An 18214-nucleotide genomic window follows, 5' to 3' on the forward strand; every position below is an offset into this window, starting at 1 on the left:
GTATTTTACTTATGCCAGTTTACCGAATTTATGTTGAAAAGAAACCTGAATTTGCCGCTTCGGCAAAAACGCTTCTTTCGGATGTGAAAACAGCCCTCAGACTGGATTCCCTCCGCTCGCTGCGTGTTCTGAACCGCTACGACGCTGAGAATATTTCCGAGGAAAACTTTGACTACGCGGCAGGAAACGTATTCTCCGAGCCTGCGGTAGACGTTACCTACAGAACGCTGCCCGAGCTTGCTCCCGATGAGAGAGTTTTCGCTGTTGAATATCTCCCCGGTCAGTTCGACCAGAGAGCCGACTCCTGCGAGCAGTGTATCCAGATACTTACTCAGGGCGAACGCTGCAAGGTGCGCAATGCCCGCGTTTATATCACCAAGGGCATTATCTCGGACGATGAATTTGAGGCTCTGAAAAAATATATCATCAACCCTGTGGAGAGCCGCGAGGCTTCCCTTGCAGAGGTGGACACACTCGCCGTAAAGTATGATATCCCCGAGTCTGTCGAGACCCTCACAGGCTTTATAACCATGGACGACCTGGGTCTTGCGGATTTTGTCACCAAGTACAGACTTGCTATGGATTTTGACGATCTCAAGTTCTGTCAGAGCTATTTCCGCGACACCGAAAAGCGCGACCCCACCATTACCGAGATACGTATGATAGACACTTACTGGTCCGACCACTGCCGTCATACCACATTCTCTACCATTATCGACAACGCAAATATCGACGCTGATTATATCAGAAAGACCTACAACGAATACATCGACGCAAGAAAAGAGCTGGGCAGAGAGGACAAGCCCATCACTCTGATGGACATTGCCACCATCGCCGCAAAGAAGCTGAAAAAGGACGGCATACTCAAGGACCTTGACGAGTCCGAGGAGATAAATGCTTGTTCCGTAAAGATAAAGGTGGACGTGGACGGAGAGCTGCAGGACTGGCTCCTTATGTTCAAGAACGAGACCCATAACCACCCCACCGAGATAGAGCCCTTCGGCGGTGCGGCTACCTGTCTTGGCGGCGCTATCAGAGATCCCCTTTCGGGACGTTCCTATGTATATCAGGCAATGCGTGTAACAGGCGCATCAAATCCCCTTGTTCCCGTTGAGGACACCATTCACGGAAAGCTCCCTCAGAGAAAGATAACCGTGGGCGCCGCAAACGGCTACAGCTCCTACGGAAATCAGATAGGTCTTGCCACAGGTCACGTTTCCGAGGTATATCACCCCGGCTATGTGGCTAAGAGACTTGAGATAGGCGCTGTTGTAGGCGCTGCTCCCGTGGAAAATGTTATTAGAGAAACTCCCGAGCCCGGCGATGTGATCATTCTTCTCGGCGGACGTACGGGACGTGACGGCTGCGGCGGCGCAACAGGCTCCTCCAAGTCCCACACAGAGCAGTCTCTCGAAAGCTGCGGCGCGGAAGTACAGAAGGGTAATCCTCCCGAGGAAAGAAAGCTCCAGAGGCTTTTCAGAGACCCTGAGGTCACTCATATGATAAGACGCTGCAACGACTTCGGCGCAGGCGGCGTTTCCGTTGCCATAGGCGAGCTTACCGACGGTCTTATCATCGACCTGAATGCCGTTCCCAAGAAGTATGACGGTCTTGACGGAACCGAGCTTGCTATTTCCGAAAGCCAGGAAAGAATGGCTGTTGTTGTAAGAAAGTCCGATATGAAGAAATTTATGGCTGCTGCCGCTAAGGAGAACCTTGAGGCGACAAAGGTTGCGGACGTTACTGAGGAACCCCGTCTCAGAATGAAGTGGAACGGCAAGGTCATTGTGGATCTTTCAAGAGAGTTCTTAAATTCAAACGGCGCTGAGAAGCATACAAGTGTCCAGGTACATCTTCCTGTTACCTTACAGCCCAAGTCCTACACCGACTGCCCCGACAGCTGGTATACACTTATGACAAACCTCAACATATGCTCTCAGAAGGGTCTTGTTGAGCGCTTCGACTCCACCATCGGCGCAGGAACCGTTTTAATGCCCTACGGCGGCAAATATCAGCTCACTCCAACTCAGGCAATGGCTGCAAAGATACCTGTTCTCAAGGGTCAGACTACCACCTGCTCGATCATGGGCTGGGGATATAACCCTTACGTAAGCGACAAGAGCCCTTATCACGGCGCTATCGCAGCTGTTATCGAGTCTATCTCAAAGGTCATCGCCGCAGGCGGAAGCTACAAGAACTGCTGGCTCACCTTCCAGGAATATTTCGAGAGAACTCAGAATAATCCCACCAGATGGGGCAAGCCCTTCGCCGCTCTCCTCGGCGCATACAAGGCTCAGATAGAGCTGGGCTGCGGCGCTATCGGCGGAAAGGATTCCATGTCGGGTACATTCGAGAATATCGATGTTCCCGCTACCCTCGTTTCCTTTGCAGTTTCCACCGCAAGCAGCAAGAAGATAATCTCCCCCGAATTCAAGAAGGCAGGAAACAAGGTAATTTACATCACTCCCGATTACGATGAGAACGGTCTGCCCAAGTGGGACAGCGTAAGAAGCGTATTCGAGCGTGTTGAGGCTCTTATCGCAGAGGGCAAGGCTCTCTCCGTATGGTCAGTAGGCTTCGGAGGCATTGCCGAGGCTGTTGCAAAGATGTCCCTCGGAAACAGAGTGGGCTTCAAGTTTGAAAAGAAGATAGATGAAAATCTTATGTTCTATTCAAGATACGGCTCATTCGTTATCGAGCTCGACGGCGACCCCTTCACCGCCGAAAAGGTCATCGGCACAACTACCGACTCCTATACCATCGACTGCCGTGACTATGTCATTGATATGGCAGACCTGCAGAAGGCATGGGAGGACAAGCTTGAGCCCGTATTCCCCTGCAACATCAAGAATGAGAGCAAGCCAGCAAAGATTTACACCTACACCTCTCACGACACCGTTCAGCACGCTTCCTCCTTTGCAAAGCCCAAGGTGCTTATCCCCGTATTCCCCGGCACAAACTGCGAGTATGATACCGCACGTGTATTTGAGAGAGCGGGCGCTGTTCCCGAGATAGTTGTAATCAAAAATCTTTCCGCTTCCGCACTTGAGGACAGCGTAAAATACGTTCAGAAGGCTATCAAGAAATCTCAGATAATTATGATACCCGGCGGCTTCTCGGGCGGTGACGAGCCTGACGGTTCGGGCAAGTTCATCACAGCATTCTTCCGCAATCCCTCCATCAAGGAGGCTGTTACCGACCTTCTCGATAACAGAGACGGTCTTATGCTTGGTATATGCAACGGCTTCCAGGCTCTTATCAAGCTGGGTCTGGTGCCCTTCGGCAAAATAGTTGATATGGAGGACAATTCCCCTACCCTCACATTCAACACCATTGCCCGTCACCAGTCTATGATGGTTTCCACAAGGATAGCTTCCAACAAGTCTCCCTGGCTTGCAGGCTGCGAGGTGGGCGATATCCACAAGATCGCCATCTCTCACGGCGAAGGACGCTTCATCGCTTCTCCCGAGCTTATCAAGCAGCTTGCGGATAACGGTCAGATAGCTACTCAGTACGTTGATCTTGACGGTGCGCCTTCTATGGATATCCGCTTCAATCCCAACAACTCCTTTGACGCTATCGAGGGTATCACATCTCCCGACGGTCGTGTTCTCGGAAAGATGGGTCACAGCGAGCGTATCGGCACAGACATCTGCAAGAACGTTCCCGGCAACAAGGACCAGAAGATATTTGAAAGCGGCGTGGCTTATTTCAAATAATTAACTGCCATAAATACGAACTGCCTGCACGGTTTTGAGCTGTGCAGGCAGTTTTTTTGATATGAAATAAATATGCCGCAGAATTTTTTCTCTGCGGCATATTGTGAATTATTTCTCATTGTGCTTCTTATAATATATCTCCGATATCTTTTTCTGATACCTTGCCTCCGCCTTGTTCTTTATCGCCCTTGCACCCCTGCCTGCAAGCTTTGTAAGCATAAACAGTGCGTAGACCAGCGATATGGCAGGTATTATCATCAGGTACGGAACGGGCGCCGCCGCAAGCCTTGCGGAAAGCTCGGCGCTTCTCAGGCGGTTTTCATACCAGGGCAGAGCCATTTTCGTTTTTATCATTACGCTTTCGGATATCTCAGACCTGCCCTTTATAAGCTTTATAAGCCCGAAGCGTCCGCTCTGGTCAACTACCATAGCGTTCTCACCTGCGGGATTTATCTCATTTATAACAGTGTACGCATAGTCCTTCACCACATTTGGGAGACAAGCCTCATAGGTCGTGAGGGCAGTGGCTTCGTTCATGGCTTTCAGTGACTCGAAGGGCATATACGCTCTGGGGATATTGCCGTAAGCCGCCTTGTCAGCCTTGCTGTCGGGCGACTCCACCACTCCCGCTACATAAAAGACCTTGTTTCCGATATTTACGGGCATACCTACCGTATCCATAGAGCCGAAAAGCTGCCAGGAGCATTCCCTGTCAAGTATTATCCTGTCAATATTGATGTCGTCCTCGGTATAGTAGCTGCCGCTCATAAGCTTTTCGGGGTGGAAAATGAAATAGTCTCCGAAGGTCCCCGTGACCTCAGCTGTGCAGCTGCCAAGCTTTCCCGTCATTGACAGAGAGCTTTCGCCGCCGGCACAGTCTATCCACAGCCTGCCCCCGGGATTATCCTTATCGGCAGTCACAGAAGCTTCTTTAAGCTTTTCCTCCACAGATTGTCTCAGCGAATAAACGCCTAAAACATCAAGAGCGCTATCCGTGGGAAGAAACAGGGATATCTGCGAGTAGCTGTATTTTTCCCCGTCCCACGCCTGCTTTGCGCTGTCAGAGGAATACTCGTTTTTAAGCGAGACCGTTTTTCCTGTCAGAAATCCTGCCGTGATAAGCAGTACGCCGTTTACAGCGGCAAGGATAATATTGATTTTTTTCAGCCTGCTCATAAGTCCTCCATCACTCTGCGGGACGAACCTGCTCGCCTGCGGAAATAGGCTTTGTAGATGTGGTGATAACAAATTCGCTGCCCGAAAGACCGTTCACAGCCGAATTGTTATCGTCCTTCACGATTACCTCCACATCGTATCTCACAGCCTTGTAGCGGTTTCCGAGAGGACTGCTCTTTGCCTCCATAACGAGGACGAATTTACCGTTGGAATCCTCTCTAACAGCCGAATTGGGAACAACTGCGCTGTAGCTCTGTCCCTTGCTTCCCATAGAAAGTGTAATGGTCTGACCTGTGGAAATATCCGAACCGGATACCTTGAAAACAAGGATCTTCTGCGACTGAGGATTTGAGGTATCGGGACGTATCTCCGAAAGCTCTGCGGAGAAATTGTCTCCCCAGTACCAGCTTGTTATCTCAGCCTTATCGCCCACCCTGACCTTTTTCGCCTGCTCGGTCTTTACGGCAAATTCCACCACATAGCCCATATCGGATACATTGATGACGGCAGCTACAGTTCCTGCCTCCGCCTTGCTTCCCGCAGTCACGGAAATGCTCTCCACAACACCGCCCATTTTTGCCTTTACAACAGCGTCATAGGAACTGCCCTTCAGCTTCTCCACCTTTTCCTTCTGCTGCTCGATAGCCTTTGCCTTTGCCTCAAGGTCAAGCTTTGCTGTCTCGTTCTCCACGTTTGAAGATGACTGCTTCACCTCAAGATCGGCTCTCAGCTTTGCTATCTCGTCTTCCTTTTCGGTGATCTTGGCTGTAAGCTGCGCCGCAGACAGAAGTCCCTGAGCCTCCGCCTCGGACTTATCCTCCTCAGCCGCAGCCATTCTGTCGGAAGCAGCAAAGAGCTTGTCATTTATCTCGTCAAGCTTTGCCTTTATCTCAAGCTTTACTGCTCTGGTGACCTCGCTCAGCTTATCCTTTGCGTCTGTAAGCTTGTTCTGCGCTTTCTTTGAGGCATCCTCAGCATTTTTGAGCTTTGTCTTGGAAACAGAGCTGGTCGATGCCTTTGCCATAAGATTTGAAAGCTCTCTTTCCAGCTTGTTTATCTCAATTTTCTGTGAGTCGATCTGCAGAGTAATGGCAGAGGTGTCCTCATCGGGCTTGAGATTGTAAAGAGAGATGTAATACTCGTTAAGAAGATTTCTTGCTGACTCTATCTCAGCCTGCTTTGATGTGATAGCTTCATTGTAATCTGTATCGTCGCCGATATCCTTCACAAGATCGTCATATGTATTTTTTGCCTTTTCCGCCTTTTTCTCGGCATCTGCAACGCTGTCCTTTGCGGCTCTCATACGGTCATAATACTCACCCGTAAGGTCAAGCATATCATCGGTATCAACGGAAGCAAGAGCGGCGTTCAGTTCCTCCTTTTCTCTCGTAAGCTTATCCGAAAGCGCCTTTGCCTCCTTATACTCTGCCGAAGCCACGCTCAGAGCGTCAGTACCGCTTTGTGCCGATGTAAGCTGACTTTTGAGCTTCTTCAGCTCGTCCTCTGCGCGGGAAATTGTAAGATAATCGGTCTCATAGCCCGAACCCGCCGCAAGAGTAAGCTCGGCTTTTTTGTACTCAAGCTCAAGTGAGTCGAGAGTATTCTGAGCCTCCGTAAGCTCTGCTGAATCCTCGTCGGCAAGCTCAAAGAGAACATCTCCTGCATTTACAGTCTGTCCCGTTTTTACAGCCACGCTCTTTATCTCTCTTGTTTCCTCAAACTTTACCTCATAGCTCTCGGCAGCCTCCACTGTACCGCTTCCCCGTATCTGCTCGGAAATAGTGCCCTGATTAACATAAACAGCAGACACCTGCGGCAGGGAGTAATTCATGATCGTATTTGAGAAAAAGGTCAGCACCAGGAGCACCGCCAGAAAAATTATGGCAATATTCTTGATGATCTCCTTTCTGGGTGTTCTTTCGTTGTTCATAATCGTTATATCCTTTCTTACCCTTTAATTCCGCCGGAATATGTAATGCCCTCCACCAGATATTCCTCGCCGTAGAGGAACATCAGCAGTGACGGGGTCATATAGATAACAGCCACCGCAAAGGCAAGTCCCGTATCACCCGTATTTATCTTCGACAGGAAGATGGAAAGGGGGTGCATCTGCTCGTCATTCAAAAGAATAAGGGGCTGCTCGACCATATTCCAGTAGTCGATAAACACCAGCATAAGCACCGAGAAAACAGCGCTCCGCACCATCGGGAAGCATATATTCGTAAATATCTGCAGTTCGCTTGCCCCGTCCAGCATTGCCGCTTCGAAATATGTTTTCGGTATCCTCTTCATCGCCTTTGTCAGCAGGAATACCGCAAAGGGCGAGAAAATTCCGGGAAGTATTATCGCCCATCTCGTGTTTAAAAGTCCCAGCTTATCGGCAACAAGGTAATTGGGCACCAGCGTTACCTGATAAGGCATAAGCATGAGCACGATGTAGAAAAAGAAGAGTATTTCCTTCAGTTTCCCCGTAAGTCTGGCAAAGCCGTAGGAGGCAAACAGCGCCACCGCAGTCTGGAATATGACCACAGGCACCGTAAGTATCACCGAGTTCCAGAATTTCAGCAGATAATCGGGCGTCTTGAAAAGCACCGAAAAATACTGGCTGAAGCTTACGATATCGGGGATAAACTTGAGATTTACCTTTTCCGAGATAAATGTCTTGCTGCCGCCGCTCACAGATGAGAATACCACGCCGTAATTTGCGTTTATCTCCGACTGAGCCATAAAGGAATTGGTTATGGTAAGCACCGTCGGCAGGAGAAATATCACCGAAGCCACAGCCGCAAACAGGGTCATTACCGCAAGGAGGAGCTTCTCAGCGGTTTTCTGGGGAGAACGTATCCTTTTCATTCCTCAACGTCACCCCCGAACTTGTTTTCCGCAATAAACATTGCGCCGATAATTACCACCATAACAAGGGACATTATCATTGCCGCCGCCGACAGCTTCTGATAATCGAGAGACCTGAAGGTGTTATTCATAAAATGCTGGAGCAGGTAGAGATCCTCAAAGGGATAATCCCCCGTCAGCAGATAAACCTCTCTGAAAAGCTTGAAGGAATTTATGAGGGACAGGATAGTCACAAAGAGAATTGTGGGAGATAAATATCTGAGCTTAATGTGGAGCAGCCTGTAAAGCCTGCCTGCTCCCTCAAGCTCCGCCACCTCAAGAAGGTCCTTAGGGATATTATTGAGCGCCGCCAGAAACAGTATCATATTATATCCCAGATTTTTCCATAAAAACAGCAGGACCACAACTATCATACATTTGCTTGATTTCATCCAGTCCACAGGAGCCGCCTGAAACCATTCCCCAAGCACCGCATTGAGGGTACCGTGATAGTGGAAGACCACCTGCCATATGAGCACCACCGAAGCCACGGGGACCATCATCGGGCAGAGGAAAAATGTCCTGAACAGGCTCTTGCAGGGTATTTTCGAGTCCAGAAGAGAAGCAAGTCCCAATGACAATACCACCGCCAGCGGCACCGCCACAGCCGACAGCAGCAAAGTGTTCTTAGCCGCCGTAAGAAATGCGTTATTCTTAAAAAGTATCTCGTAATTCTTAAAGAATACAAACTCCTTGTTTATGGGATTGTCGAGAAACGAGTACCAGATGATTATGATAAACGGGATTATAAAGAAAACCGAAACGCCAAGAAAGCTCGGAAGCAATGACAGCCTTGCAAAAACCGTATTGGTGTCCGTAAGCTTTGACGGTCTGATCTTCTCCTCCCTTATTTTCTTTTTCATATGTACAGTGCCTTCCTTTTGTCAGAAAATGGTATATTTTTCTGGAGACATCGCTCCATAATCTCATTATAGCCTATATGCAGAAAAAATGCTATAGCTGTACCAAACTGTAATCAAATCTTAACCATTTATGTCATTTGTAAAAAATCCGTTGCCGCCGCTGTCAAAATATGCTATAATGTGAATATAAAGCCAAAAGGAGACCGAAAAAAATGACCGATCTCAGCAGAATTTATATGCCCATAACCGCCGACCCATTTGAGAAAAGTGACAGCTATACCGAAATAATGCCCTCTGCTCCCCTGAGTCCCTATATCCGCTGCTTCTGGGGAACAAAACGCCCGGTAAATCAAAAGTCCCGGGGAATTGTTATCCCCGACACCTGTATGGATATAATTTTTCATTTTTACGAAAACCGCAGCACAAGCTTTTTCTGTCACATAGATGAGACGGCACATTCCCCCTCGAGTAACTCAGATACTGCAGAATATTCCACATTTGCAGTCCGCTTTTACCCCTGGTCAGCTGCCGCATTTGCGGAATATCCCGATATGAGCGTACCCACCGACCGCCCCGAGGATATTTTCCCGAAGCTCACCCGAAGGCTTTATGAAGCGGTCTCACGGGAAACCACCCTTACGGGACGTTCAAAAGCTGCCGAGGCTGTGCTGTATGACTCCCTCATACCCGAAAATCAAAGCAGCGATGTAATGAACGCCCTTTATCTGGCAATTATTTCGGGCGGCAATGTAAAAATATCCGACCTTGCCGCCTACACAGCCATTTCACCCAGAACTCTCCAAAGAAAATTTGCCGTTCAGACGGGAATTTCGCCCAAGACCCTGTGTGAGCTTGTCAGATACCAGCTTCTATGGCAGGAAACAGCCTTGGGAACGGGAATATCCATACTTGACGCTGTGGAAAAATACGGCTATTACGACCAGTCCCATTTGCTGGGCGATTTCAGAAAGCGTCACCTTATGACCCCTGCGGAAGCTGTAAAAAATCTTCACCGAAGGTAATATAATGTCGCATTTTTCCAATACAAATCCCGGAGCTTGCAGTATAATAAAAGAAAACCGGAAAGGAATGTCAGAATATGGTCCATCTCGTTTATTGCGACGATAAAGAAAAGGTGCTGAGCAAAATTATGAGCGGCACAAAAACAATGATCATCCGCAGTGCCGCAGGGCGGAAGATACCTCACAGCAGGGTATCTGAAAATGAGACCCTTTACTTTATGGAAAAGGGTTCGGCAAAAATATCCGCCAAAGCAAGAGTAAAAAGTGTCCAAAATTATGTCAAGCTGTCCGAGGAGGAAATTGATAAGGTTCTGAGCGATAACGCCGAAAAGCTTGCTCTTTCCGAAAAGCAGCGTCAGCGCTGGCATAAGAAGTGCATATGTCTCACAGAATTTGACAGCGTCTCCCCCATCGACCCTCCCCTCTGCTTTGAAAAACAGAACAATATGGACGATTGGCTCATAATCGAGAAGATCGAGGACGTTCTGGCAGGGACAAGCATTCCCTATAATTACGAAAAATCACGGCTTACAGGAAAGGAAAAATAATTATGACCGTATTTGAAAAAGCACGCACCTTTGTTTACCGAAATGCACGGTCCTTAGACCTTGCCCTCTGGCAGTACCACTTTGAAAACGGTTCAAAAGAAGCGGTAATGCACGCCCTATCCGCCTATCAGAACCCCGACGGGGGCTTCGGTCACGGGCTTGAAGCGGACAACTTCAATCCCAATTCAGCTCCTATGCAGACCTGGAAGGCGGCAAATATCATTGACGGGATCGGCTTTGAAGGCGAGCACCCCGTAATTTCGGGAATGCTCCGATATCTTGAAAGCGGAGCGGACTTCGACAATGACCGCCGCCAATGGCTGAACACCGTCCCCACGAACAATGACTATCCCCACGCAATATGGTGGGAATACAGCGGCAGCAGCCTTTTTAACTACAATCCCACAGCCGCACTTGCCGCATTTATCCTTCTTCACAGCCCGAAAAACAGTCCCCTGTACAATAAAGGCATTGACATTACGGGTGAAGCGCTTGAGTATTATTACTCCCCCGATACCGAACCGGAACAGCACGTCACCTCCTGCTATATTGAGCTTTACAATGCTCTTAAAAAATCCGATATCACAACATTTGACCTTGACAAACTGAAAGCGGCAATATCCGCAAATATAGATAAGCTTATCTGTCGGGACACATCAAAATGGGGCAAGGAATACGTTTCCCTCCCTTCCACATTCATAAGCGGGGCAGACAGCGAATTTATATCGGGCTATGAAGACCTCTGCCTTGCAGAATGTGAGTTTATAACAAAAAATCAGCTTCCCGACGGCTCCTACAATGTTCCCTGGCAATGGTGCACCGATTACAGAGAATTTACCCTTGCAGAAAATTGGTGGAAGTCCATTATCACCACAAACAATATGCTCTTTCTAAGAAATATGAACAAGCTCTAATGCGCAAAAACTCCTCCCTGCCGCTTAGCAGAGAGGAGTTGTTTTGATTTATAGTGTTATTGCAAAAATCAGTTGTTGCCCTTTGCCATTGCTGCAACTTCCTCAGCGAAGTTATCAGCCTTCTTCTCGATGCCCTCGCCTCTTTCAAAGCGAACATACTCAGCAACAGTGATCTTGCCGCCGAGAGCCTTTGCGGAGTTCTCAACGTACTTGCCAACGGAGATCTTGTCGTCCTTAACAAAAGCCTGCTCGAGGAGGCAGTTTTCGGTGTAGTACTTGCCAACCTTGCCTTCAGCGATCTTAGCTCTAACCTGCTCGGGCTTGGAAGCCATCTTGGGATCCTCAGCCATCTGAGCCATAATGATAGTCTTTTCGTTCTCGAGAACTTCAGCGGGAACAGACTCTCTGTTGAGGTAAGCGGGGTTCATAGCTGCAACCTGAAGCGCGCAGTCCTTACCTGTCTCAAATACCTTGTCAGCAGGGAGATCGGTGTCAAGCTTAACCATAACGCCGATGCTTCCGCCGCCGTGAACGTAAGGAACGAGAACGCCCTCAAGTCTCTTGAAACGACGGATAACCATATTCTCTCTGATCTTGATGAAGAGATCCTGGAGAGCCTCTTCAACGCTCTTGTCGCCGCCGCTGATAGTAGCAGCCTTGAGTGCGTCAACATCAGCAGGATCCTTCTCGATAACAGTCTTGGCAACTGCAGCAACGAAAGCCTTGAATTCGTCATTGTTAGCAGCGAAGTCGGTCTCGATGTTTACCTCAACAACAGCACCTACATTGCCCTCAACTACAGCGGTAACGATACCCTCTGCAGCAACTCTGCCGCTCTTCTTAGCCTGTGTAGCAAGACCCTTCTCACGGAGAATGGTAACAGCCTTTTCAGTATCGCCGTCAGCTTCCTCAAGAGCCTTCTTGCAGTCCATCATGCCAACGCCTGTTGCTTTCATAAGTTCTTTGATCTCGGAAGGTGAAACCTTTGCCATATTAAATTCCTCCTGTATTATTTTAAAATCAAGTTCATACCGAAATTTGGGCAGACATTATTATTATAAAGTCTGCCCGAAATCTGTAATAATTATTTATTATAATTACTCAGCTGCTTCTTCCTCGACAGCTTCCTCTGCCTGTGCAGCCTGCTGCTCGCCCTGTCTGCCCTCGATGATAGCGTCAGCCATAGCGCCTGCGATAAGCTTTACAGCTCTGATAGCGTCATCGTTGCCGGGGATTACATAATCAGCGTCATCGGGATCGCAGTTTGTATCTACGATAGCAACAACGGGGATACCGAGCTTCTTAGCCTCGGAAACAGCGATCTTCTCCTTGCGGGGGTCAACGATAAAGAGAGCGCCGGGGAGCTTCTTCATATCCTTGATACCGCCGAGGTACTTTTCAAGCTTCTCTATTTCAAGCTCAAGCTTAACAACTTCCTTCTTGGGAAGAAGGTTGAAGGTGCCGTCCTCCTGCATTGTGTGGAGCTGCTCGAGTCTTGCGATTCTTCTCTGAATGGTCTTGAAGTTGGTCATCATACCGCCGAGCCATCTTGCGTTTACATAGTAAGCGCCTGCACGGAGAGCCTCTTCCTTAACGGAATCGCCGGCCTGCTTCTTTGTGCCTACGAAAAGAACATTGTCGCCGTTTGCAGCAACGCTCTTAACGAATGCATATGCCTCGTCAAGCTTCTTTACAGTCTTCTGAAGGTCGATAATGTAGATACCGTTTCTTTCTGTAAAGATGTAAGGTGCCATTTTGGGGTTCCATCTTCTTGTCTGGTGACCGAAGTGTACGCCTGCTTCAAGAAGCTGCTTCATTGATACTACGCCCATTTTAAATTTCCTCCTGGTTAATAAAAATAAAATTTTCCTCCGCCGTGTTTAGCTCGGCTTTTATTTCCATTTTACGGAAACACCACCGCCGAAAACTCCGACGTGCGAATTGCTTTAATATTATACCATACATTCCGCCATTTTTCAAGTGGCATTTTCACATTATTCAAACAAATTATTTCGCCTGTCTTTATTCACTCTGCACAAAACATCATCATCTGCCGAAACAAGCACCGTATCGGTCCCTATCTTTTCTATATCCGAGCAGGCTATGACCACATCGTCCTCCCTGCCCATGATGCCCATCATACGTGACCTGCCGTAGATGATAAGTGAAAGTATCTTCCCCGTTTCGGTGTCTATCAGCAGGTCGTCGATAAACCCGATACGCGCTCCGGTCGATGTACTTATGACTTCCCTTTCCCTGAGCTCAGAAAATGTGCATTTCATACCGATACCCCCAAAAACAAAACTGCTTCACACATACATATGAAGCAGTTATGGAGATTATTCCGAATCGGCAGATTCTTTTTTTATCCTGAAAATAATCCTGAAAAGACCTGCAAGGAGCTTGGGGCTCTTGACCACTACCATTTTCATAAAAGCACCTCCGTTTGATATGACCGAGTGTATAGTTCATATTATTCGGATAACGGCGTTTTGACACACTATTTTTCAAGAATAACAAGAATTTGCCCCGACTTCACTTCAATTTCCGCAGAGCTGCCCGTAAACTCGTTGCTGACCCCCAGCGGAAAATCCGATGTAAGAGCGATATCCCCGCCGTATTTCAGCCCCTTTGCGAAAATCTCGGAACGCTCCGAAAGAGAAAACAGGGAAACATATTTGTATCCGTCATTGTATAAGCTGATATTTTCCTTGCCGCACACCCGCATAACAAAGCCATTACCGTGAAGAATTCCCTCTCCGCCGTGACTGTCGATGTAAGCTAAGGTCTGAACAGAAGCAAAGGTGTGACCCATTCTGCCCCCGTCCGCTCCGTAAATGTGAAACACCCTTATATGCTCATCAAAAGCAGCCTTGACAGCCATCATAAGGTCGGTGTCGTCCTTTTCCCTGGGGGCGGTAATTATCTCGCAGTCCTCGGGAAGCGCTTCCTCATTGCTGTCCAGGTCACCGATAATGCAGTCCGGCTTTATCCCAAGCCTAACGCAATGACCATATCCTCCGTCCGCAGCGATAACAACAGCTCCCTCGGGAATATGGATATTGCTGTAGTCCTCAATGTCCGCACCGCCGAAAATAACGCACATCATCTGCCGTTTATCTCCCATTCCTTGATATTCTTAGCCTCCTCATACATCTGGCAATAGCTTTCGTGCCTTGAGCGGGCAATGTCTCCCCTCTTTACCGCTTCAAGCACCTCGCAGCCCTTTTCCTTGATATGACTGCAGTCTGCAAAGCGGCATTTGCCCTCGTACTCTTCAAACTCTCTGAAACAGTTTTTAAGCTCGTCCTTTAAGATAACGGCGTACTGCATCGTGTCAAAGCTGGAAAAGCCCGGGGTATCGGCAGCATATCCGTCAAAAAGCTTGTACAGCCTTGAAACCCTCGTGGTATGCCGTCCTCTGCCAAGCTTGTGGCTTATCTCCGCAGTTTTTATCTCAAGCTCGGGAGCAAGATGATTTAAAAGAGTGGACTTGCCCGCACCCGTATTTCCCGTAAATGCGCATATCCTGCCCCTTATCTTCTCCCTGATGATATCAAGTCCCTCGCTGCTGCCATAGTCGCAGACCACAACGGAAATGCCTATCTTCCCGTAGATCTCGGGTATCATCTCATTGGCTTTCAGATCCACCTTTGTAACGGCGATAACGGGCTCGATGGATTTATATTCACATACGGCAATGAACTTGTCCAGCAGGGTAAGATTTGGCGCAGGCTCGCAGGTGGATACCACGAACACCATAACGTCAAGATTTGCCAGTGGCGGACGGATAATGCTGTTTTTCCGCTCTTCTATCCCGCTGATAACGCCCTCTCTGACAACGCAGCGGTCGCCTGCGCAGGGAGACAGACCGTCCTTTCGGAAAATCCCTCTCGCTTTAAGCTTCAGAAGCTCCCCGTCCTCGGTCTCGACAGTATAAAGTCCTCCCAGGGACTCAAGTATCAGACCCTTAATGCCGTTATCCATACCATCTCTCCCATATCAAACAGGCAGGCAAGACATCTGCCTTACCCGCCCGTAAAAATCAATAGCTGTTGATAATGCTGTTCCACCAGTCCTCATAATCGTTGTTGTCGATGATATCCGCGTCAGCGCCCGGGTCATAGAAATCCGTAAGCTGTCCGCCGGGCTGAGAAGGCTCGGCAGGCGGCTGAGTTTCGGTAGGCTCGGGAACGCCGAACATAGTCACAAGGACATTCTTATCAAATCTGACCTCGGAAACAGTCATAGTATTAAAGTCAACGTTGTATTCACCCAGAATTTCGGTGTTGCCCTTGTCATCAGCGACCTCAACAACGGTTTTCTGAGTTTCGCTGCCCTCAACGGGAATGGAGATAGTGGAAACATATCCGATATTGTCAACGGAGATGGTTCCTGCCATATTTCCGCCCACATAAGCGTTGAACACAGCCTTGCCCTTTAAGCCGTCGGGCACCGCAAAGGTGATATTCACCGCCTGCTTGGGAGCCTTGCCCGAGCTGTAGGTGAGCACAACGGTCTGATTGGGGCTTACGATATTGGACTTGCCCTCAGCGTCAAGAGCGGGAATGCTCTGCGCGATGACCGTATCTGCCGCCTCGGCGGAATCCTCCATCTGGAGCTGGACAGTAAAGCCCTGGGCTTCAAGCTTGGACTTGGCCGTATCCTTGTTCTCGCCCACCAGATTAGGCATAATTACGTCATATATCTCGGGACCGAGACTTACATACATAATAACGGTGGAATCGATCTGGACCTCCATATTTCTCTCGGGCTCGGTCTTGATAACGGTGTTCTTTTCAGCGTCGCTGTTCTGCATTACGATGCTTACTTTAAGCTTGCTGCCGTTTATCATTCTCTCCGCAGTATCGGCAGGGAGAGAATAAACATTGGGGACAGTGACCATCTGAGGTCCCTTGCTGACAACAGCCTTGACCTCGGTGCTGCCTCTTACGATAGGCGCGCCCTCCTTGGGAGTATGGGAAATGATATATCCCTTGGGTATCTCGGAATCATATCTCTCCTCGCCCACCACAAGAGTGAAGTACTCGGAATAGTAGGTCTTGCAGTACTGATACTCGTGACCCACCAGATTTACCATAGGCTCGGTCTTTTTGTCATCAAGGAACGTATTCATGATAACAACGGTGATAAACACCATTGCAATGATGACTACCGCAGCCGCAATGGCAGTAAGTGCAACAACAAAGTAGGAGGACTTTGATACCTCGCCGTCGTCCTCGTCATCGTCGTCGTAATCATCTATATCCTCGTTTTCGTAAACTTCCTCTTTGGATTTTTTGGGCTTCGTTTTTCTCACCTCGTCCTTATGGGCCTTTTTCGGTGTCTCTTCCTTGAATCTGTGAGCGGGAGCCGCATTGCCGCTGTCTCCGCCCGAGGCTTCGGGTCTGCGGAAATACTGGGTCTTTTCGGAATCTCCCGATGATGTGTCAAGGTAGTTATATTCAAAAACAATGCTGGGGTTCTGCTTAAATTCCTCAATATCCTTTATCATTTCCGAAGCGGACTGATACCGCTTGGAAGCGTCTCTCTGCATTGCCCTCATAACAATGCTCTCAAGCCCCTCGGGAATGGTGTTGTTGATAGCTCTGGGCGGCTTGGGATTATTCTGCATATGCATAAGCGCGACCGCAATGGGCGTATCTGCGTCAAAGGGCTTTACTCCCGTAAGCATTTCGTAGAGCATTACGCCCACGGAGTAAATATCGCTCTTTTCGTCGGTAATATCTCCCCTTGCCTGCTCGGGACTGATATAATGAACGCTGCCGATAGCCTTGTCGGAAATGGTCTTGCCCTCCTCGCGGGCAAATCTTGCAATTCCGAAGTCCATGACCTTGATGGTGCCGTCGGGAAAAAGCATGATATTCTGAGGCTTGATATCGCGGTGAACGATCCCCCTGTCATGAGCGTGCTGCAAAGCTCTCAGTATCTGAATGATGAAATGAACGGAGTCCTTCCATTTCAGAACTCCCTGCTGCTCCATAAACTCCTTGAGGGTTATACCGTCGATATACTCCATAACGATGAACTGTATGCGGTCGCTGAAGCCAACGTCGTATATCCTTACGATATTGGGGTGACTGAGCACGGCGATCGCCTTAGATTCATTTCTGAACCGTCTTACAAAATCGTCATTGTCTGCAAATTCATTTTTCAGAATTTTAACGGCAACAGTTCTGTTTTCAACCAGATCCACAGCCTTGTAAACGTCCGCCATTCCGCCAATGCCGATAAGCTCAGTTATCTCATAGCGGCCGTCCAGCTTCTTGCCGATATTCTTATCCATCTGATCCACTCCGTTTGATCTCGGAAATTCCGATTATTATGGGAAATTTATCTTATAACAGCTGCGGTGATATTATCGCCGCCGCCGTTGTCAAGCGCAGTCTGCACAAGAGCCCCCGGAAGCTCCTCGGGAGGCATATCCTTTGTCATTCTGAACATGGCGCCCTCGTCGCAGTAATTTGACAGACCGTCGGTGCAGAGAATGACCGCACCGTTTGCGGGAAGCTCATTTTCAAAATAATCGGGCTCCACATTTTCGGAAACACCCACCGCACGGGTAATAACATTGCGTTTCGGGTGATTTTTCAGCTCTTCCTTGGTAATGTCGCCCCGCTCGTACAGGTTCATTACCATAGAATGGTCTCGTGTAATCTGTTTTATCTCGTGGGTGACAAGGTAAGCGCGGGAATCTCCCACATTTACCGTATGTACAAGCCCGTTTCTCACAAGGGAGGCAACGCAGGTCGTGCCCATACCGTTCCATTCGGGGACAGCCGAGCCCAGATCGTATACAACAGCATTAGCAGTCTTGACAGCCGCTACAAGAAGGTTTCTTATCCTGTTGCTGTCGTAATCGCTGCGATAGCTCTTGACGATACGCTCCTTTATGATGGCAACTGCCCTGCTGCTGGCTTCCCTGCCCGCATTTGAGCCGCCCATTCCGTCGCACACCACAGCAAACACAGCGTCCTCAAGCAGCGCAAAGTCCACGCTGTCCTGATTTTCGGAGCGTCCGTGCCCGATATCGGTGTGAGTATAAACCATCATACTGTC

Annotated in this window: 16 protein-coding genes; 4 read left to right on the forward strand and 12 right to left on the reverse strand. The window is 48.8% G+C overall.

All coding sequences use genetic code 11. The annotated features are described in order from the left end of the window. The first annotated feature begins 11 nt into the window (after window positions 1-11). Window positions 12-3719 carry a phosphoribosylformylglycinamidine synthase gene (locus tag ACI4J0_RS05460; RefSeq protein WP_439764801.1) on the forward strand — a complete coding sequence of 1236 codons (3708 nt, stop codon included), beginning with the start codon at window positions 12-14 and terminating at the stop codon, window positions 3717-3719. Window positions 3720-3827: 108 nt separating this feature from the next. On the opposite strand, the gene ACI4J0_RS05465 is transcribed toward ACI4J0_RS05460, so the two are convergent. From ACI4J0_RS05465 to ACI4J0_RS05480, 4 genes are read right to left on the reverse strand one after another with little or no spacing between them, the layout of a single operon-like run. Next, window positions 3828-4895, reverse strand: coding sequence for an ABC transporter permease (locus ACI4J0_RS05465; protein ID WP_439764802.1), 1068 nt, complete (start codon window positions 4893-4895; stop codon window positions 3828-3830). A 10-nt stretch (window positions 4896-4905) separates the two neighbouring features. Next, window positions 4906-6825 (reverse strand): HlyD family efflux transporter periplasmic adaptor subunit, encoded by a 1920-nt coding sequence (locus tag ACI4J0_RS05470; protein WP_439764803.1) that lies wholly within the window; start codon window positions 6823-6825, stop codon window positions 4906-4908. Window positions 6826-6842: 17 nt separating this feature from the next. Next, on the reverse strand, window positions 6843-7748 hold the full coding sequence (locus tag ACI4J0_RS05475) for a carbohydrate ABC transporter permease (RefSeq protein ID WP_439764804.1): 906 nt from the start codon (window positions 7746-7748) through the stop codon (window positions 6843-6845). Beyond that, window positions 7745-8650 carry a carbohydrate ABC transporter permease gene (locus ACI4J0_RS05480; RefSeq protein ID WP_439764805.1) on the reverse strand — a complete coding sequence of 302 codons (906 nt, stop codon included), beginning with the start codon at window positions 8648-8650 and terminating at the stop codon, window positions 7745-7747. Before ACI4J0_RS05480 ends, ACI4J0_RS05475 begins: the two co-directional genes overlap by 4 nt. A 212-nt stretch (window positions 8651-8862) precedes the next feature. Between ACI4J0_RS05480 and ACI4J0_RS05485 the strand changes: the two genes are divergently transcribed. The 3 genes from ACI4J0_RS05485 to ACI4J0_RS05495 all read left to right on the forward strand — a co-directional run bounded on the left by ACI4J0_RS05485 (window position 8863) and on the right by ACI4J0_RS05495 (window position 11134). Then, window positions 8863-9672 carry a helix-turn-helix domain-containing protein gene (locus ACI4J0_RS05485; RefSeq protein ID WP_439764806.1) on the forward strand — a complete coding sequence of 270 codons (810 nt, stop codon included), beginning with the start codon at window positions 8863-8865 and terminating at the stop codon, window positions 9670-9672. 77 nt (window positions 9673-9749) lie between these two features. Then, entirely contained in the window at window positions 9750-10220 is a 471-nt protein-coding gene (locus tag ACI4J0_RS05490; protein ID WP_439764807.1) for a hypothetical protein, read from the forward strand. 2 nt (window positions 10221-10222) lie between these two features. After that, the gene (locus ACI4J0_RS05495) at window positions 10223-11134 is read left to right on the forward strand and encodes a hypothetical protein (protein WP_439764808.1); all 912 of its coding nucleotides are present in this window, start codon (window positions 10223-10225) and stop codon (window positions 11132-11134) included. Between the two features lie 68 nt (window positions 11135-11202). Here ACI4J0_RS05495 and tsf read toward each other — a convergent pair whose 3' ends face one another. The 8 genes from tsf to ACI4J0_RS05535 form a co-directional block, all read right to left on the reverse strand. Beyond that, complete coding sequence (gene tsf, locus ACI4J0_RS05500) at window positions 11203-12126, reverse strand: translation elongation factor Ts (protein ID WP_439764809.1); 924 nt, start codon at window positions 12124-12126, stop codon at window positions 11203-11205. A 105-nt stretch (window positions 12127-12231) separates the two neighbouring features. Then, window positions 12232-12966, reverse strand: coding sequence for a 30S ribosomal protein S2 (gene rpsB / locus ACI4J0_RS05505; protein ID WP_439764810.1), 735 nt, complete (start codon window positions 12964-12966; stop codon window positions 12232-12234). Window positions 12967-13128: 162 nt separating this feature from the next. After that, window positions 13129-13416: a YlmC/YmxH family sporulation protein gene (locus ACI4J0_RS05510; protein ID WP_439764811.1), complete on the reverse strand. Its 288-nt coding sequence runs from the start codon at window positions 13414-13416 to the stop codon at window positions 13129-13131. 57 nt (window positions 13417-13473) lie between these two features. After that, window positions 13474-13566, reverse strand: a complete 93-nt coding sequence (gene spoVM / locus ACI4J0_RS05515) for a stage V sporulation protein SpoVM (protein ID WP_432649392.1) — start codon at window positions 13564-13566, stop codon at window positions 13474-13476. A gap of 68 nt (window positions 13567-13634) precedes the next feature. Continuing rightward, entirely contained in the window at window positions 13635-14261 is a 627-nt protein-coding gene (locus ACI4J0_RS05520; RefSeq protein ID WP_439764812.1) for a thiamine diphosphokinase, read from the reverse strand. Then, window positions 14240-15121 (reverse strand): ribosome small subunit-dependent GTPase A, encoded by an 882-nt coding sequence (rsgA, locus tag ACI4J0_RS05525; protein ID WP_439764813.1) that lies wholly within the window; start codon window positions 15119-15121, stop codon window positions 14240-14242. The genes ACI4J0_RS05520 and rsgA overlap by 22 nt, the downstream gene beginning before the upstream one ends. 58 nt (window positions 15122-15179) lie before the next feature. Further along, window positions 15180-17441: a Stk1 family PASTA domain-containing Ser/Thr kinase gene (pknB, locus tag ACI4J0_RS05530; protein ID WP_439764814.1), complete on the reverse strand. Its 2262-nt coding sequence runs from the start codon at window positions 17439-17441 to the stop codon at window positions 15180-15182. A gap of 47 nt (window positions 17442-17488) precedes the next feature. Further along, window positions 17489-18208: a Stp1/IreP family PP2C-type Ser/Thr phosphatase gene (locus tag ACI4J0_RS05535; RefSeq protein WP_439764815.1), complete on the reverse strand. Its 720-nt coding sequence runs from the start codon at window positions 18206-18208 to the stop codon at window positions 17489-17491. Between the last annotated feature and the right edge of the window lie 6 nt (window positions 18209-18214).

Origin of the sequence: Huintestinicola sp. (genome assembly GCF_051882455.1) — a bacterium.
Taxonomy (GTDB): Bacteria; Bacillota; Clostridia; order Oscillospirales; family Ruminococcaceae; genus Huintestinicola.

Coding starts and splice junctions, on each gene's coding strand:
- ACI4J0_RS05460 (WP_439764801.1), top strand. CDS start 12: ATGCCAGTTTACCGAATTTATGTTGAAAAGAAACCTGAATTTGCCGCT.
- ACI4J0_RS05465 (WP_439764802.1), bottom strand. CDS start 4,895: ATGAGCAGGCTGAAAAAAATCAATATTATCCTTGCCGCTGTAAACGGC.
- ACI4J0_RS05470 (WP_439764803.1), bottom strand. CDS start 6,825: ATGAACAACGAAAGAACACCCAGAAAGGAGATCATCAAGAATATTGCC.
- ACI4J0_RS05475 (WP_439764804.1), bottom strand. CDS start 7,748: ATGAAAAGGATACGTTCTCCCCAGAAAACCGCTGAGAAGCTCCTCCTT.
- ACI4J0_RS05480 (WP_439764805.1), bottom strand. CDS start 8,650: ATGAAAAAGAAAATAAGGGAGGAGAAGATCAGACCGTCAAAGCTTACG.
- ACI4J0_RS05485 (WP_439764806.1), top strand. CDS start 8,863: ATGACCGATCTCAGCAGAATTTATATGCCCATAACCGCCGACCCATTT.
- ACI4J0_RS05490 (WP_439764807.1), top strand. CDS start 9,750: ATGGTCCATCTCGTTTATTGCGACGATAAAGAAAAGGTGCTGAGCAAA.
- ACI4J0_RS05495 (WP_439764808.1), top strand. CDS start 10,223: ATGACCGTATTTGAAAAAGCACGCACCTTTGTTTACCGAAATGCACGG.
- tsf (WP_439764809.1), bottom strand. CDS start 12,126: ATGGCAAAGGTTTCACCTTCCGAGATCAAAGAACTTATGAAAGCAACA.
- rpsB (WP_439764810.1), bottom strand. CDS start 12,966: ATGGGCGTAGTATCAATGAAGCAGCTTCTTGAAGCAGGCGTACACTTC.
- ACI4J0_RS05510 (WP_439764811.1), bottom strand. CDS start 13,416: ATGAAATGCACATTTTCTGAGCTCAGGGAAAGGGAAGTCATAAGTACA.
- spoVM (WP_432649392.1), bottom strand. CDS start 13,566: ATGAAAATGGTAGTGGTCAAGAGCCCCAAGCTCCTTGCAGGTCTTTTC.
- ACI4J0_RS05520 (WP_439764812.1), bottom strand. CDS start 14,261: ATGGGAGATAAACGGCAGATGATGTGCGTTATTTTCGGCGGTGCGGAC.
- rsgA (WP_439764813.1), bottom strand. CDS start 15,121: ATGGATAACGGCATTAAGGGTCTGATACTTGAGTCCCTGGGAGGACTT.
- pknB (WP_439764814.1), bottom strand. CDS start 17,441: ATGGATAAGAATATCGGCAAGAAGCTGGACGGCCGCTATGAGATAACT.
- ACI4J0_RS05535 (WP_439764815.1), bottom strand. CDS start 18,208: ATGATGGTTTATACTCACACCGATATCGGGCACGGACGCTCCGAAAAT.